At 65.1% G+C, this 16,659-nt stretch carries 14 protein-coding genes; 6 read left to right on the top strand and 8 right to left on the bottom strand.

Going from position 1 to position 16,659, the window contains the following annotated elements; translation table 11 throughout:
* Positions 1-53: 53 nt before the first annotated feature.
* On the bottom strand, positions 54-731 hold the full coding sequence (locus tag AC6LJY_RS23395) for an ABC transporter ATP-binding protein (RefSeq protein WP_046804971.1): 678 nt from the start codon (positions 729-731) through the stop codon (positions 54-56).
* Here AC6LJY_RS23395 and AC6LJY_RS23390 point away from each other — a divergent pair.
* Positions 730-1,380 carry an arylesterase gene (locus tag AC6LJY_RS23390; RefSeq protein ID WP_046804972.1) on the top strand — a complete coding sequence of 217 codons (651 nt, stop codon included), beginning with the start codon at positions 730-732 and terminating at the stop codon, positions 1,378-1,380. The two genes, AC6LJY_RS23395 and AC6LJY_RS23390, sit on opposite strands and share 2 nt — an antisense overlap.
* A gap of 48 nt (positions 1,381-1,428) precedes the next feature.
* Here the strand turns inward: AC6LJY_RS23390 and AC6LJY_RS23385 are convergent, their stop codons facing one another.
* Positions 1,429-3,393, bottom strand: a complete 1,965-nt coding sequence (locus tag AC6LJY_RS23385) for a SurA N-terminal domain-containing protein (protein WP_498136871.1) — start codon at positions 3,391-3,393, stop codon at positions 1,429-1,431.
* A gap of 366 nt (positions 3,394-3,759) precedes the next feature.
* Here AC6LJY_RS23385 and AC6LJY_RS23380 point away from each other — a divergent pair, with 366 nt between their 5' ends.
* The 3 genes from AC6LJY_RS23380 to AC6LJY_RS23370 all read left to right on the top strand — a co-directional run bounded on the left by AC6LJY_RS23380 (position 3,760) and on the right by AC6LJY_RS23370 (position 6,826).
* Positions 3,760-5,052, top strand: a complete 1,293-nt coding sequence (locus tag AC6LJY_RS23380) for a M20/M25/M40 family metallo-hydrolase (protein ID WP_120155406.1) — start codon at positions 3,760-3,762, stop codon at positions 5,050-5,052.
* Positions 5,053-5,172: 120 nt separating this feature from the next.
* Positions 5,173-5,922 carry a glycerophosphodiester phosphodiesterase gene (gene ugpQ / locus AC6LJY_RS23375; RefSeq protein ID WP_314355626.1) on the top strand — a complete coding sequence of 250 codons (750 nt, stop codon included), beginning with the start codon at positions 5,173-5,175 and terminating at the stop codon, positions 5,920-5,922.
* 13 nt (positions 5,923-5,935) lie between these two features.
* Positions 5,936-6,826 carry a 23S rRNA (adenine(2030)-N(6))-methyltransferase RlmJ gene (locus AC6LJY_RS23370; RefSeq protein WP_046804976.1) on the top strand — a complete coding sequence of 297 codons (891 nt, stop codon included), beginning with the start codon at positions 5,936-5,938 and terminating at the stop codon, positions 6,824-6,826.
* Positions 6,827-6,952: 126 nt separating this feature from the next.
* Here the strand turns inward: AC6LJY_RS23370 and AC6LJY_RS23365 are convergent, their stop codons facing one another.
* From AC6LJY_RS23365 to AC6LJY_RS23355, 3 genes are all read right to left on the bottom strand, one after another.
* Positions 6,953-8,389, bottom strand: coding sequence for a dihydrolipoyl dehydrogenase (locus AC6LJY_RS23365; protein WP_498136870.1), 1,437 nt, complete (start codon positions 8,387-8,389; stop codon positions 6,953-6,955).
* Positions 8,390-8,635: 246 nt separating this feature from the next.
* A complete protein-coding gene (locus AC6LJY_RS23360; protein ID WP_046804978.1) occupies positions 8,636-9,364 on the bottom strand; it encodes a glutathione peroxidase in 729 nt (242 codons plus the stop codon).
* Between the two features lie 179 nt (positions 9,365-9,543).
* Positions 9,544-9,744, bottom strand: a complete 201-nt coding sequence (locus tag AC6LJY_RS23355; RefSeq protein ID WP_104143889.1) for a heavy-metal-associated domain-containing protein — start codon at positions 9,742-9,744, stop codon at positions 9,544-9,546.
* Positions 9,745-9,907: 163 nt separating this feature from the next.
* Between AC6LJY_RS23355 and AC6LJY_RS23350 the strand changes: the two genes are divergently transcribed.
* Together AC6LJY_RS23350 and cueR are read left to right on the top strand one after the other, a co-directional pair.
* A complete protein-coding gene (locus AC6LJY_RS23350; protein WP_498136869.1) occupies positions 9,908-12,187 on the top strand; it encodes a heavy metal translocating P-type ATPase in 2,280 nt (759 codons plus the stop codon).
* A gap of 16 nt (positions 12,188-12,203) precedes the next feature.
* Positions 12,204-12,596, top strand: a complete 393-nt coding sequence (gene cueR, locus AC6LJY_RS23345) for a Cu(I)-responsive transcriptional regulator (RefSeq protein ID WP_046804981.1) — start codon at positions 12,204-12,206, stop codon at positions 12,594-12,596.
* 30 nt (positions 12,597-12,626) lie between these two features.
* Here cueR and rlmD read toward each other — a convergent pair whose 3' ends face one another.
* The 3 genes from rlmD to AC6LJY_RS23330 form a co-directional block, all read right to left on the bottom strand.
* A complete protein-coding gene (gene rlmD, locus AC6LJY_RS23340) occupies positions 12,627-14,201 on the bottom strand; it encodes a 23S rRNA (uracil(1939)-C(5))-methyltransferase RlmD (RefSeq protein ID WP_046804982.1) in 1,575 nt (524 codons plus the stop codon).
* A 121-nt stretch (positions 14,202-14,322) separates the two neighbouring features.
* Positions 14,323-15,615, bottom strand: a complete 1,293-nt coding sequence (locus AC6LJY_RS23335; RefSeq protein ID WP_498136868.1) for an MFS transporter — start codon at positions 15,613-15,615, stop codon at positions 14,323-14,325.
* Between the two features lie 105 nt (positions 15,616-15,720).
* Positions 15,721-16,635, bottom strand: a complete 915-nt coding sequence (locus tag AC6LJY_RS23330; protein WP_498136867.1) for a LysR substrate-binding domain-containing protein — start codon at positions 16,633-16,635, stop codon at positions 15,721-15,723.
* Positions 16,636-16,659: the final 24 nt, after the last annotated feature.

Raw genomic sequence — 16,659 nt, 5'->3', positions numbered from 1 at the left:
AGCCGGTCGGTGAAACAGGTGAAGTCGCCGGTGACCGGGACCGCTGGGGCGCGTCAGTCGCCCTGCACCATCCGGCCCGCCGCCAACACCAGCTGGCGTGCGCAGCGCGCGGCCAATTGCGGGTCGTGCGTGACGAGCACCAGCGTGGTGCCGTGTTCGCGGTGCAGGTCAAACATCAAATCGATGACGGTGACGCCCGTGGCGGCGTCCAGGCTGCCGGTGGGCTCGTCGGCAAACAGCAGGTCGGGCTCGACCACGAAGGCGCGCGCCAGCGACACGCGCTGTTGCTCGCCGCCCGACAGCGTGCGCGGGTAATGGTGCAAGCGCGCACCCAGGCCCACGCGTTCCAGCATGGCCTGGGCCGGTTCGCGCGCGGGTTGGCCGGCCAACTCCAGCGGCAGCATCACGTTTTCCAGCGCCGTCAGGTTGGGCAACAGCTGGAATGACTGAAAGACAAAGCCCACATGGTTCGCCCGCAAGCGCGCGCGGCCGTCTTCGTCTAGCGCGAACAGGTCCTGGCCGGCCAGATGGACGCTGCCCACGCTGGGAACATCCAGCCCGGCCAACAGTCCCAGCAACGTAGACTTGCCCGAGCCGGAACTTCCGGTGATCGCCACGGCGCTGCCCGCCTGGACCGTAAAATCAATGCCTTCCAGGATAGAAAGCGTCCCGCCGGCATCGGCGACCCGCTTGCCCAGCCCTTTCACCTCGATCGAATTCTTGCTATCCATGCGCCTATTTTCCCTTCTGCGTCTTACGTCCGCCCTGAGTCTCGCCGTCATGGCGCTTCCCGCCCACGCTCAGACCGCCGTGTCGGCCCCGGGTTCCGCGCCTCGCACGGTACTGGTGGTGGGCGACAGCCTGGCTGCCGAATACGGTATCAAGCGCGGCACGGGCTGGGTGCCGCTGCTGGCGGCGCGGGTTTCCGAACAATACCCTAAGTACCAGGTCGTCAATGCCAGCATCAGCGGCGACACCACCAGCGGTGGCGTGGCGCGCTTGCCGGCACTGCTGCGCCAGCATGCGCCGGCCGTCGTGGTGCTGGAACTGGGGTCGAACGATGCGCTGCGTGGTTTGTCGCTGACGATGACTGAACAAAACCTGCGCACCATGGCGCAGGCTGCCAAGCAAGCCGAGGCCAAGGTCGTGATCGTGGGCATGCAGATCCCGCCGAACTACGGCCGGGACTACTCGCAACGCTTTGCGCAGTTGTTTTCCACGGTTGCCAAAAATGAAAACGCCCGGCTGGTGCCATTCCTGATGGAGGGAATGGCAACAAACCGGGCGATGTTCCAGGCTGACGGCATCCACCCTAACGAGGATGCCCAGGCCCAATTGCTGGACAACGTGTGGCCGACGTTACAGCCACTCTTGAACTAAAAACCTAAGGGCCGGGGCCTTACCGACAAGGCCCCGGGTGCTGACGGATCAGCCCGCCGCCTGCGGCTGATCGCCGCGAATGACGTCGGCGGCGCTGGGCAGCACCTGCACCTTGTACTGTTCGCGCAGCATCTTGAGCAGCGCTTCGATTTCGGCCTGACCCAGGCCGCCCGACAACTGCTGCGCCAGACGGTCCTTGGCGGTAGCGTCGACCGAACCGGCTTCAACCTTTTCCAGGCGAACCACCGTGTAGTCAGCGCCCGATTGCACACCGGTGTAACCCGGCAGCGGCGTGGACGGCAGACGCATCGCGGCATCCACCACCGGCTGCGGCAAGTCCTTGGGGTCCTGACGCGAAATTGTCACGGCGGGCGAGAAGCCTTCCGGCGCGGCGGCCGGGTTGGCCTTGTCGGCCGCCAGCGCGGCTTCGCCGGCTTTCTTGGCGGCTTCGGCCGAACGCTCTTGCAGCAGGCGGGCGCGGATGGAATCGCTGACCTTGTCCAACACAGGCACGTGGGCCGGTTCGATGTTGGCCACGCGCACCGCCATCATGACGGCGGGCGACAGTTCGATCACACCCGAGTTCTGCTTTTCACGCAGCACTTCGGCCGAGAACAGCGCTTGGCGAACGCGCGGGTTGTCCAGCAGCTCGGCATCCGGGCTGTCCGCGGCGGAACCGGGGCCGGCCTTGTCGGCGGGCAGCAGGCCTTCGCGGGTGACGCCCGAGGCGGTGCGCAGCTTCAGGCCCACCGCGTCGGCGGCCGGTTGCAGGCTGTCGCGCTGGTCGTAGACCTGCTTGTTCAGCTGGCTGGCCATTTCCGAAAAGTGCACGGCGGCCAGTTGCTTGCGCACTTCGCCGGTGATCTGGTCCTTGACCTCGGCCAGCGGCTTGATGGCGGCGGGCTGGATCTCGGTGACCTTGACGATGTGCAGGCCGGCCGGGCTTTCAACCACGCCGGACACCTGGTCCTTGGTTTGGCTGAAAATGGCCTTTTCCAGCGGGCCGGACAACATGCCCGGCGCCAACCAGCCCAGGTCGCCGCCCTTGGCGGCAGAGCCCGCATCCTGCGAATTCTTGGTGGCCAGTTCGGCGAACTTGGCCGGATCGGCGGCGGCTTGCTTGGCCAGATCTTCGGCCTTGGCGCGCGCAGCCTTGCGAGCATCTTCCGAGGCGCCAGGAGCCAGCTCGATCATGATGTGGCTGGCGCGACGGCGTTCCGGCTGGCCGAAGCGGTTCTTGTTTTGCTCGTAATAGGCCGTCAGGTCTTCGTCCTTGACCTGGATGCCCTGCGTGGCGGCGGCTTCGTCCAGCACCAGATATTGCACCTGGACCTGTTCCGGAATTTGCAGCTGCTGCTTGTTGGCGTCGTACCAGGCCTGGATATCGGCCGGCGTCACGGTCACTTGCGAGCGATAGTCTTCGGCGGCGAAGCGGCGCAATTGCACGGTGCGCTGTTGCGTCAACGCCGATTCCAACGAGGCGACCACTTCGGCGGGAGCGCGGGCCGATTGGCCCACCGGGTCCAGCACGCGGCCCACGGCCAGATCGCGGCGCAGACCGGCTTCGAACGAGGTCGGCGACATGCCCTGCGCGGCCAGCACCTGACGATAACGCTCGGGCGAGAAGCGGCCGTTGTCCTGGACTTCGGGAATCGCGGCGATGGTGTTGCGCAGCGTTTCGTCCGACACGTTAAAGCGGTTGTCCACGGCAACGTTGGCCAGCAAACGCTGATTGATCAGCTGGTTCAGCAGGCCTTCGCGCAAAGCGGGCGTGTCGGAGACGGCCGGGTCAAAGCGGGCGCCCTGACGCTGACGCATCTGCTCAAGCTGGTTGCGGTGCGCCTGATCAAACTCGGCGCGAGAAATCGGCTGGCCAGCGACCGTGGCAAGCTCCGGCTCTTTGCGCATGAAGCTGTCATAGCCTTGAATTCCGACCAGGAAGAAGGACGGCACAATCAGAAGCAGCAGGATGAGCTGCATCCAGCGCCGATGGCTGCGAATAAATTCGAACATGGAATCCCTGTTGCCGCGCTTCGGGGGTGTCCACCCAAAGCCGCACGAAAACGCAAAAGAAAACGCAAAAAAAAGGGCGAACTTGATTCGCCCTATTCCCATACCGGTTATTACCGGATCAGCGGGCGGATTTTAGCATTTCTCACTTACATCGGGCCTTTAGATTCTCTTCAGGTTTATCCCGGCAGGGCGTGGACCGGCCGCTTCCCACCGAAGCGCCGCACCGTCAACCCGGGAAATTCCCGTTTCCGCCCCCCGTGGCCACCCGTATCTTGCCCCGTGGGGCCGGCCGATCACCGTGACGCGCCCCGACGCCGGCCGTTCGCCGACGCCCTTTCCTGTGCAACTTTATAAAGGGTTCCATCAATGCCGCTTACCTCTTTCCGCCAGCACGTCCTGCCCGCCTGCCTGGCTCTCGCCTTCCTGGGCGGGGCGCACGGGGCGCTGGCCGCGCCGGTGGCCGCCGTGCACGACGCTGCCAAAGCCCAGCAACAAGCCATGCTGGACACCATGCGCGACCTGGTCAACATTGAATCGGGCAGCAAGGACGTGGAAGGCGTCGAACGCATCGCCGAATTGATCCGCGACCGCCTGAAGGCGCTGGGCGGCACGGTAGAGATCATTCCCGCCACCGATGTGTTCCGCCTGGACGACACGCCGGAAAAGGTCGGCCCGATGGTGCATGCCGAGTTCAAGGGCAGCGGCACCAAGAAGATCATGCTGATCGCCCACATGGACACCGTCTACCGAAACGGCATGCTGAAAGACCAGCCGTTCCGCGTTGACGGCGACAAGGCCTACGGGCTGGGCATTGCCGACGACAAGCACGGCGTGGCGACGATCATCCACACGCTGACGATGCTGCAAAAGCTGGGATTTAAAGATTTCGGCACGCTGACCGTGCTGATCAACGGCGACGAAGAGATCAGCTCGCCGGGCGCGCGCAGCACCATCACGCGGCTGGGCGCCGACCAGGACGCAGTGTTTTCGTTTGAAGGCGGGGGCACCGAACCCCGCCTGACCCTGGCCACCAGTGGTATCGGCGCGGCATACCTGACGGTGCAAGGCAAGACCTCGCACGCGGGCGCGCGGCCCGAGGGCGGCGTCAACGCGCTCTATGAACTGGCGCACCAACTGCTGCAACTGGACAAGCTGTCCAAACCCGAAGAAGGCTTGAAGCTGAATTGGACGGTGGCGCAGGCCGGCACCAATCGCAATGTGATCCCGGGCCAGGCCACCGCGCAGGCCGATGCGCGCGCCTTGCGCGTGTCCGACTTTGACGCCCTGGCGAAAACGCTGGAAGAACGCGTACAGAAAAAACTGCTGCCCGAATCGAAGGTCAGCGTGAAGTTCGAAGTACGCCGCCCGCCGCTGGAAGCCACCGACGCATCGCGCGCTTTGGCTCAGCATGGCGTCAAGGTCTATCAGGAACTGGACCTGCCTTTGAAGGTGGTGGACCGGGCCAGCGGCGGCGGCACGGACGCGGCGTTCGCGGCGTTGAAGGCGCGCGGCCCCGTCGTTGAAGGCATGGGCTTGAGCGGCTTCGGTGCGCACTCGAATGACGCGGAATACATTCAGATCAACAGCATCGTGCCGCGCCTGTACCTGGCCAGCCGGATGATCATGGATGTGTCCCAGGGCAAAGTGGCGCCCAAGTAAAAAGGGGCCGCCCCGCCGCAGCGCCTGGCTGGCGCCCAGCGGCGGGGCCCAGCGCCGAATCACCCCCCAAGAAGGAGTATCCTTGCAACCCTGTCCCCAAGAACCCCAAGCATCACCAACATGACCGCAAATCTACCCTCCTGGCCCTATTCCCGTTACATCGCGCATCGCGGCGGCGGTCGTCTGGCGCCGGAGAACACCTTGGCCGCCATGCGCGTGGGCGCCGAGCACGGTTTCACGATGTTCGAATACGACGTCAAACTGAGCCGCGACAACGTGCTGGTGCTGATGCACGACGACGACGTCGACCGCACCTCGAACGGCACCGGCCCGGCCGCCGCCAAGACCTACAGCGAACTGGCGCAACTGGATTTCGGCAGCTGGCACTCGGCCGCTTACGCGGGCGAGCCCCTGCCCACCTTCGCCGCCGTGGCCCGCTACACCGTGGCCAACGGCATTGCCAGCAACGTTGAAATCAAACCCTGCCCGGGTCGCGAAGCCGAAACAGGCGCCGCCGTGGCACGGGCCTGCAAGCAGCTGTGGCAAGGCGCAAGCGTGCCCCCGCTGCTGTCTTCGTTTGCCGAAGAAGCCTTGCAAGCGGCGCTGGAAGCCGCCCCCGAACTGCCGCGCGCCCTGCTGGTGGAAAAGGTGCCCGCCGACTGGCGCGAACGCCTTGCCAAATACAAGTGCGTTGCGCTGAACATCAACCAAAAAGACGCAACCCGCGAATTGATCGACGCCGTGCACGCCGCCGGCTATCGAATCGCGGCCTGGACCGTCAATGACCCCGAACGCGCCCGCTTGCTGCTGGACTGGGGCATCGACGGCATTTTCACCGACGAGCTGGCCGCGATCCGGCCGGCCGACTGAGGCAGAACGCCCCGTGTTCAGTTATCGCCACGCCTTTCACGCCGGCAACCACGCCGACGTGCTCAAGCACGCCATCCTGGTCCACACCCTGGACTACTTCAACAAAAAAGACGCGCCCTACTGGGTCGTGGACACCCACGCCGGCGCCGGCCTGTACAACCTGGAAAGCGACTGGGCAAACAAGACCTCGGAATTCGAGGAAGGCATTGGCCGCCTGTGGGAAGCCAAGGACCTGCCGCCGCTGCTGGCCGACTACGTCGCCCGCATTCGCGACTACAACACCAATGGCCGCTTGAAGCGCTATCCCGGCTCGCCGTGGCTGGCGCTGGATGTGATGCGCCCGTCCGACCGCCTGCGCCTGTTTGAAATGCACCCGACCGAAATCGACACGCTGGTCGTCAACCTGGAACACCAGGGCCGCACGGCGCAACGCCAGACCACGATTTATGGCGATGACGGCTTCGAAGGCGTGAAGGCCTTGCTGCCCCCGCCCACGCGGCGCGGCATGGTGCTGATCGACCCGTCGTACGAAGACAAGCACGACTATCGCCGCACCCTGATCACCGTGAAGGAATGCATCAAGCGCTTCGCCACCGGCACCATCGCTGTCTGGTACCCGCTGGTGCAGCGTCGCGAAGCCAGCGAAATGGCGCGTCACTTTGAAAACCTGAAGGTCAAGAGCTGGCTGCATGCCACGTTGACGGTCAAGAAGGCCACCATCGACGGCTATGGCCTGCATGGCAGCGGCATGTTCCTGATCAACCCGCCGTGGACGCTGCACGAAGGTCTGAAGCAAGCCATGCCCTACCTTGCCCGCGAACTGGGCCAGGACGAACGCGCGGGCTTCACCTTGCAGTACCGCGAAAACCCGTTCCCGGTGCCGAAGAAGCAATCGGACGACTAAGTCGACCAAGGCGACCAAGACCTAGTCGGCTACGTCGACCCGGTCTTTGGCGACCTGAAAAAAAAGGCCCGATCCTGATGGATCGGGCCTTTCTCATTCAGGGGCCGCCGCCCCTGCTTCGCACAGTCAAACCGTTTCTTGTTCCTGCGTTTCGCTGCACACGGACTCACGGGCGGCAGCCAGCTTGGCGGCCGCGTCGCGCAGCGCAGTGCGCAGGCCCTCTTCAATGACGGGGTGGTAGAACGGCATTTCCAGCATGCGCGCCACCGTCAATTCCTGCTGCACCGCCCAGGCAAGCAGGTGGCCAATGTGCTCGGCGCTGGGGCCGACCATTTCAGCGCCCAGGAAACGGCCCGTGGCGATGTCGGCGTACACGTGCAGCAGGCCCCTGTTCTTGAGCATGACGCGCGAACGGCCCTGGTCGCTGAAGTCCACCTCGCCGACCACGAACGTGCCGGGGATAAGACGGCCATAACCCTGCCCCGCCAACGCGATCTGCGGGTCCGAGAACACCACCGCCAGCGGCGCGCGGCGCAGCCCGTTTTGCAGATCGGGGAAGCGCGCGGCGTTTTCGCCGGCAATGCGGCCTTCGTCCGCGGCTTCGTGCAGCAACGGCGCGTCGGCGTTGGCGTCGCCCGCGATGAAGATGGCGGAATCACCTGCCTGCATCGTTTCGCGGTTGAACACCGGCACGCCGTGCACGTTCAGTTCCAGCGACGTGTTCTCCAGGCCCAGACCGTCCACGTTGGCGCGGCGGCCGGTAGCGACAAGCGCGTAGTCAAAGCGTTCGATGCGTTCGGCGTTATCCAGCGTGACGTAGCGCACTTCCACTTCGTCGCCCACCCGCGTGGTCTCCAGCACCCGGGCATCCGGGTCCAGATAGAACTCGCGTTGGAAGATCTTGCGGGCGCTTTGGCGGACCTGCGGATCGCTGATGCCACCCAGGCTGCCGCTGACACCGAACACGCGTACATCGACACCCAGCCGCGCCAGCGCCTGGCCCAGTTCCAGCCCGATCACGCCGGGGCCAAACACCGCCACGCGGCGCGGCAGGTCGTCCCACGCAAAGACGTCGTCGTTCACCACCAGGCGGTCGCCCAGCGCGCGGAAAGGCGGCGGAACCGACGGCCGCGAACCCGTGGCGATCACCACGCGGGATGCATGCACCTCGGTGTGATCGTCGATCCGCAGCACGGTATCCGAGACAAAGCGGGCATAGCCACGCAGCTTGTCTTCAGCAGGAATGTTCTCGACGCCATCCAGCACAAAGCCCACGAAGCGGCCCCGTTCGCGTTTGACGCGATCCATGACTTCCGCGCCGTCCACCGTGATTTCACCGCCCACGTGCACGCCAAAGGCGTCGGTGTGCGCGGCGTCGTGCGCCGCTTCCGCGGCGGCGATCAACAGCTTGGAAGGCATGCAGCCCACGCGGGCGCAAGTCGTGCCGTAGGGGCCGCCTTCGATAAGCAGGGCGCGCTTGCCCGCCGCCTTTGCGGCGCGATAAGCGGCCAGACCAGCCGTGCCGGCCCCAATGATGGCGATATCGGTATGCAGAGTTTTCATGACTGTGGTTCCCCTGTTGCGGGTAGCAAGGTTTCTAAAGGCGAGTTCCGCCTTGTTGCGCATCCTTGGGACGAACACCGTCCGGCGACGCCGCTTCGGGGTCGCAAAAGGAATGCAGTAAGGGTGCGTAAAAAGGGAAGCTCGGGCCGGTGCGGGCCAGGCGGTCTTTCGGCTACCGCCTGCCCTCACCGGCCGGGCACGGGGCGCTGCCCCTGCCCGGCTGCTTTGGGCGGTTGCCCGAAGCCCTTAGGCGAAGTGCGCCTTCAGGTCTTCCAGGCCGCCGATCAGCGTGCCGTTGATGAACACCTGGGGCGCGGTGCCCTTGCCCGACACGGCGCCGATCACACGACCGCGCACCTTGTTTTCCAGCGGGATTTCGATCGGGGCGTAGCCCTTTTCGTCCAGCAGTGCCTTGGCTTCCACGCAGAACGGGCAGCCCGGCTTGGAGAACACGACCACCTGGTCAGGCTTCTTGGCAGTCGGTGCAACGTGCGCCAGCATGGTGTCGGCGTCCGACACTTCAAACGGGTCGCCTTCCTTTTCCGGTTCGATGAACATCTTTTGCACGACGCCGTCCTTGACCAGCATCGAATAGCGCCAGCTGCGCTTGCCGAAGCCCAGGTCGCTCTTGTCGACCAGCATGCCCATGCCTTCGGTGAAAGCGCCGTTGCCGTCAGGCAGCAAGGTGATGTTGGCCGATTCCTGGTCCTTGGCCCATTCGTTCATCACGAAGGTGTCGTTGACCGACACGCACACAATGCTGTCGACGCCGGCGTTGAAGAACGCGGGGGCCAGTTCGTTGTAGCGCGGCAAGTGGGTGGACGAGCAGGTCGGCGTGAAAGCGCCGGGAAGCGAGAAGACGACAACCGTCTTGTTCTTGAACAGATCGTCGGTCGTGACCTTCTTCCACGTGTTGTCCTCGCGGACGGGGAACGTTACGTTCGGGACACGTTGGCCTTCGCGGTTTTGCAGCATTCAAAACTCTCCTTGGGTAGCGGTAGCGGGGTTTGTTTAACCACCATGGAAAGAATGATAAATGCCGGCTATCAATTAATCAAATTTAATAAACTTAATTGATCGATAGTTTTCTGCAATCAAGAATTTAGAATTGAAAAGCGGTTCCTATCATAACCGCCCTTCGTTGGCTCAGTGGCTTAGACCCGGGCAGGCTCGTAGCCGGCGTCGCGGATGGCGGCTTCTACCTTGTCGGCCTCGTCCGTGCCGGACACCGTGACGCGGTGCGTCGGCAGGTCGACGGTAACGGTGGCCCCAGGTGCCGCTTGCGTCACCGCGCCGGTGATCGTCTTGACGCAGTGGCCGCAGGTCATATCCGGGACTTGGAATTCGATGCTCATGGTGGTTCTCCGTAAAGTCAGGGGCGGCGCGCAACAGATTTCGCACGCCATGCTTCGCAGCTTAAACATTCCCATCATGGCAAGGTCAAGCGTAAAATCCGCCTTGACCTTCCCACCATGGGAAGGATGAAACTGCAAGCTCCCCTCCCATCAGAGAACAGCCATGAGCGTTGCCAGCCCCTCCTCCACTCAGTTGGAACTTGCCATTGAAGGCATGACCTGCGCGTCGTGCGTCAAACGCGTGGAAAAGGCCCTGACCCAGGTGCCCGGCGTGGCCCAGGCGCAGGTCAACCTGGCCACCGAGCGCGCGCTGGTGTCGTTTGATGCCAATGCCGCGCAGCCGCAGGCGTTGGTGGATGCCGTTGTGAAGATGGGCTACGAAGCCCGGCCCATCGCCGCGCAGGACGACCATACCGAACGCCAATCGCAAGCGCGCGATGCCGAAGCCCAGCGTCTGCAACGGGCATTCACCGTGGCGCTGGTGCTGACGTTGCCCGTCTTCCTGCTGGAAATGGGATCGCACCTGATTCCGGCCATGCACCATTGGGTGCTGGGCACGATCGGCCAGCAAAATAGCTGGCTGTTGCAGTTTGCGTTGACGACCGCCGTGCTGGTCTGGCCCGGCCGTCACTTCTTCACCAAGGGCTTTACGGCGCTGTGGCGGCGGGCGCCCGAGATGAATTCGCTGGTGGCGTTGGGCGCCGGCGCCGCGTGGGGCTATTCCGTGGTGGCAACGTTCGCGCCCGGCTGGCTGCCCGAGGCGGCACGCAACGTCTATTTCGAAGCGGCGGCGGTCATCGTCACGCTGATTCTGCTGGGCCGCATGCTGGAAGCGCGCGCCAAGGGCAAGACCGGCGCGGCCATCAAGCGCTTGATCGGCTTGCAGCCGCGCACGGCGCGGGTCATGCGTGACGGGCAGGCCTTTGATGTCGAGATCGAAAAGGTCAAGACGGGCGACGTCGTCATTGTGCGCCCCGGCGAAAAGATCCCGCTGGACGGCGACATCATCGAAGGCAATTCGTATGTGGATGAATCGATGCTGACGGGTGAGCCCGTCCCGGTCGAAAAGCAGCCAGGCATGCAAGCCACCGGCGGCACGTTGAACACGTCGGGCAGCTTCACGCTGCGCGTGACGCATACCGGCGCCGACACGATGCTGGCCCGCATCATCCGCATGGTTGAAGCCGCCCAGGGCGCGCGTCTGCCCATCCAGGCGTTGGTTGACCAGGTCACCGCGTGGTTCGTGCCGGCCGTGATGGCGGCCGCCCTGCTCACCTTCCTGACCTGGTTCTTCCTTGGCCCCACGCCCGCGCTGTCGCACGCGCTGGTCAACGCGGTGGCGGTGCTGATCATCGCCTGCCCCTGCGCGATGGGGCTGGCCACGCCCACGTCCATCATGGTGGGCACCGGGCGCGCGGCCGACATGGGCGTGCTGTTCCGCCAGGGCGACGCCTTGCAGACCCTGCGCGACGTCAACGTGGTGGCGTTTGACAAGACCGGCACGCTGACGCTGGGCAAGCCGACGATGACCGAATTGACGCCGGCCGCCGGATACGCCGAACACGACGTCCTGCAATGGGTGGCGTCGGTGCAGGCGCGTTCCGAGCATCCCATCGCGCTGGCCATTGTGGCGGCCGCCAAGGATCGCAAGATGGCGCTGCTGCCCGCCGATGGCTTTGCCGCCATTACCGGAGCAGGCGTGGAAGCTGCCGTGGCGGGCCACAAGATTTTGGCGGGCGCGGCGCGGCTGATGGCCGAACGCGGCGTGGATGTCAGCGTATTTGGCGCGCAGGCCGCCGATTGGGGTAACGAAGGCAAGACCCCGATCTACGTGGCGGTCGACGGCAAGGCCGCAGCCATGATGGCCGTGACCGACCCGATCAAGCCGTCCGCCGTGTCAGCCATTGCCGCGCTGCATGCGCAGGGCTTGAAGACCGCAATGATCACCGGCGACAACCGCTACACCGCGGCCGCCGTTGCGCGTCAACTGGGCATTGATGAGGTGCGCGCCGAAGTGCTGCCGGACGGCAAGGTGCAGGCCATTGAAACGCTGCGCGAAGGCGGCCGCAAGGTAGCCTTCGTGGGCGACGGCATCAACGACGCACCGGCCCTTGCCGCCGCAGATACCGGCATTGCCATCGGCACGGGCACGGACGTGGCCATCGAGGCGGCCTCGGTCGTGTTGATGGCCGACGACCTGCACGGCGTGCCCAACGCCATCGCGCTCAGCCGCGCCACGCTGGCCAATATCCGGCAGAACCTGTTCTGGGCGTTTGCGTACAACGCCGCGCTGATTCCGCTGGCTGCCGGCGCCTTGTACCCCGCCTTCGGCCTGTCGCTGTCGCCCATCTTTGCCGCCGGTGCCATGGCCCTGTCCAGCGTCTTCGTGCTGGGCAACGCGTTGCGCTTGAAAGCGTTCCGGCCGCGCACCGCTCACGTTTGATACCAGGAGCCTGACCATGAATATCGGCGAAGCCGCAAAAAGCTCGGGCATCTCGGCCAAGATGATCCGGTACTACGAAAGCATCGGGTTGATCGGGCCGGCGGTGCGCACGGATTCCGGCTACCGGGTCTACAGCGACCACGACCTGCACACGCTGCGCTTTGTGCGCCGCGCGCGTGACCTTGGCTTCTCTGTTGAGCAAATGAACGAGTTGCTGGCGCTATGGAAGGACCGCAGCCGCGCCAGCGCGGACGTCAAGCGCATTGCGCTGGAGCATGTGCAGGAACTTGAGCGCAAGGCCGAAGCCCTGCACGACATGGCCGCCACGCTCAAGCATCTGGCGCAGAACTGCCACGGAGACGACCGGCCCGATTGCCCCATTCTGGAAACGCTGGGGCGCTCGCACTAGCAGCGCCGCCCCTGCCCGCACTGGCGCCTATCAGTCTTTTACTGGCGCGACGGGTTCCGCGACGGTGTCGGCGTCGGCTTGCGCAACGTCGGCTTCGGAGGCTTGGCCGACAACGCCCGCTTCGGCAGCCTCGGCGGCAACGCGCGCGTGGTAGGCATCGGTTGCCGCTTGCTTGGCGGCCGCTTTTTCAGCGGCGGCAAGCGCCTTGGCCTCTTCTGCCGCGATGGCGTCGGCTTCGGCCTGGATGGCGCGCTGGCGTGCGCGTTCCTTGACTTCGGCCACGCCCTCGGCGTCCAACGATTCGAACACCGCAATCGATTCCACATGGCCCGTGTGCGGGAACATGTTGATGACGCCGGCGCTCTTCAATTCATAGCCCCCTTCGTGCACCAGAATGGCCGCGTCGCGCGCCAACGTGGCCGGGTTACAGGACACGTAGACGATGCGGCGCGGGCGCTCTTGTACGGACAATTCCGCCAGCGCCTGCGACACCGCGTGCGCGCCTTCGCGCGGCGGGTCGATCAGCATGCGGTCGAAATAGCCCAGGCTGCGCAGCCAGTGGGCGTCGACCTCGAACAGGTTCAAGGTGGCAAAGCTGGTGCGTTCGGCCAGGCCATGGCGCGCCGCCGCGTCAAATGCGCGGTCAGTCAGCGCCTTGCTGCCTTCCACGCCCACGGCTTCGCGGCCCTGGGTTGCCAGCGGCAAGGTGAAATTGCCCAGGCCACAGAACAGGTCGGCGACGCGGTCGGTGGGCTGCACGTCCAGCAGCTTGAGCGCACGCGAGACCATCGCGCGATTGATGGCGTGGTTGACCTGCGTGAAATCGGTGGGCCGATACGGCATGCGCAGCCCGAATTCGGGCATGGTGTACGACAGCGTGTCGGCATGCTCGCGCTCTAGCGGGTGCACCGTTTCCGGGCCCTTGGCCTGCAACCACCACTGCACGTCGTGTTTGGCGGCAAACGCGCGCAGGATGGCGATATCGCCGTCGGTCAGGGGCAGCAGATGGCGCAGCACCAGCGCCGTCACGCCTTCACCCAACGACACCTCGATTTGCGGCATGCGGTCAGGCGCCGACATTGAGCCGATCATCTCGCGCAGCGGCAACAGCAGGTCGCTGACGTGGCGCGGCAGCACATGGCATTCGCGCATGTCGGCCACATAGCTGCTTTTACGTTCGTGAAAGCCCACCAGCACCCCGCCCTTCTTGGGCACGACGCGCACCGACAGGCGCGCACGGTAGCGATAGCCCCAGGTGGGGCCTTGCAGCGGCGGCAGGATAAGCGCGGGGCGCAGCTTGCCGACGTGCCAGAAGGTATCTTCCAGCGACCGTTGCTTGATGGCCACTTGCGTGCTGGGTTCCAGATGCTGCATCGCGCAGCCGCCACAGACCCCGAAGTGCGGGCAGCGCGGCTGGACGCGTTGCGACGACGGGCGCATGACCTCGTCCACGCGGGCGATTTCGTAGGATGGCTTGCGGCGCAGCGTCACGGTGGTGACCCGTTCACCCGGCAGCGCGCCTTCCACGAACACGACTTTGCCGTCGCGGCGGGCGATTCCCCTGGCTTCCAGATCCAGGGACTCAATACTCAAAACGTCTGACATCTCACGCAGTCCAGAATTACACGCAACCCATGATTGTAGAAGGACTGCGCCCATTCCCGGAAATGGTCTTTGACGGGGCCGGAAGGCCGGGGCGGACGGCCCAGTGCACCAAGGTGCGCCGTCAAGCCGTCCGCGTGATGTCGGCGCAAGTCGATTGCCACCACAACGCCGTCATGGCGGCCAATGCTGCCGCGGCTCCCGCCAGCGGCAACACGGGCAGTCCTGCCCAGGCGATGGTCAGGCTGCCCAGCCCGCCGCCCACAGCGGTGCCCAGGTTGAAAGAGGCGATGTTCAAGCCCGCCGCCACCGCCGTGAACGCCGGCACGTAATGCTGGGCCTGTTTGAGCAGTCGCAGCGTCAGCACGGTCACGATGCAAAAGAACACCAAGCCCAGCCCCCCCGCCAGCGCCAGCACGGCCCAAGACGAGGCGCGGAACTGGAACAGGGCCAGCATGGTTGCCACCAGGGCCGCCAACGCCAGCATGGCGGCGCGGTCGGGGTCCATGCGGTCCGCGAGATACCCGCCCAGCAGATTGCCGCCGATGGAAAACAGGCCGAACAGCAGCATGGCCGTGCTAAGTTGCCGCACGCCGGCCCCGGTGACCTGCAACAGGTAGGGCGACACGTAGGTGAAAAAGCAGAACGTCGCCACGCTGACCAGCGCACCGACGCCGGCCGTCATCAACATGCGCGGGTGGGCAATGGCGCGCAAGCCTGCGGCCATGCCGGAGCCGGCTTGGGGTCGCGGCGGGACGCTGCCCCGTCGGCTTGGCCCCTGGCCTGCCAATTGCCCCGGCTGTGAGCCCGACTTTGAGCCCGACTTTGAGCCCGACTGTGAGCCCGACTGTGCATCCGGCTGCGGCGCAGTCGACCGACCCGGCATGCAACACAGCAGCCCGCCCAGCCCAACCAAGGCCAACACACCAATCGCCAGGAACACCAGGCGCCAGGACCACAGGCTGCCCAGGAACGTGCCCAACGGCACGCCAAGCGCCAGCGCCACGGTCAGGCCGATCCACACGACGGCGACGGCGCGGCCCGCGCGTGCCGGCTCCACCAGCCGCGTCGCCGCATCGGACGCCACGGCCATGAAGACGCCATGCGCCAAGCCGACGGCGAAACGCACGCCCAGCAAGACGGGCAGCGTCGCTGACACGCTCATCAAGCCGCTGCCCACTGCCAATATCGCCATCGCGCAGGCCAAAATGCGGCGGTCTCGCCAGTGCGCCACCCACGCAGTCAGGAGCGGTGCGCCGATAGCAGCGCCAAAAGCGTAGGCCGCGATCGCCGTGCCCACCGCTTCAATGCGGGCGTGCAGGCTATCGGCCATCGCAGACACCAAGCCCGCGACAACAAACTCCGACAGGCCAAAAGCGAAGGTGCAACCAGAGAAGAGATAGACGGCGATGGGCATGAGGCTTCCGGGCTCGACAATGACAGTTGCCGAGCTTAGGGCGCCGCCCACTATTCGTAAAATATCTTATTCATGCACGAATAAGACTGTGTACGTCTTACCGATTTACTCGCGCTGCGCGTCTTGCGTCACTGAGCGGACAACGTCCAGCAGGCGATCCCGCACCGGAGAATCCCGCGCGGGATTCCACGCCATCAACAGTTCTACCTCCAACAAGGCAGCCGGCGCATCGGTCGCCAGTGGCCGGAACACCACGTCGGCGCGCCCCGCCTGAGCCACCGATGTGGGCAGCAACGCCACCCCGAAACCCGCCGCGACCAGCGCCGCCACGGTCTGCAACTGGCGCGCTTCCTGCGCCACCCGGGGAACAAAGCCGGCCGTCTGGCAAAGCTGGATCAACTGATCGTGAAATCCTTGGCCCAGCCGTCGGGGCGACGCCACAAAGTCCTCGTCTTTCAATGCAGCCAGCTCGACCACCGCGCGCGCTTGCAGGGGATGCCCGGCGGGCAAGGCCACTTGGATGGGTTCTTGCAGCAGCGATTCAAATCGCAGGCTGGGCGTCGTGGTACCGGGCGGCCGCATAAAGCCGATATCGGCGTGGCCGGCCTCAAGCGCCAGCACCTGCTCTTGCGTGGTGGCCTCTTGCAGCGTGAAGGCCACGGCGGGATGCGCGCCACGGAAGTCCCGCAACGCGCGCAATAACGCGGGATACGGCGCAATGTTGATGAACGTCAGCGTCAGGTGGCCGTCCATGCCTTGGGCGACGCGCCGCGTGTGGGCGACGCCGCCGTCCAGCGCGTCCAGAATGCTGCGTGCCGATTGCAGGAACGCCGCGCCGGCCGGGGTCAGCGCCACGCTGCGATTGGTACGTACAAACAGCGCCGCGCCGATCTCCGCTTCCAACCTGCGGATAGCCTGACTGAGCGGCGGCTGCGCCATGTGCAGGCGCTGCGCCGCGCGATTGAAGTGCAGGGTTTCCGCCACGGCGACAAATTGCCGCAACAAACGGGTTTCGATCATCAAGACGCCCAGGATATTGTTCTG

It is taken from the genome of Achromobacter sp. RT286_PF (genome assembly GCF_059760425.1).
This window is presented reverse-complemented; position numbering and strand designations above follow the sequence as displayed.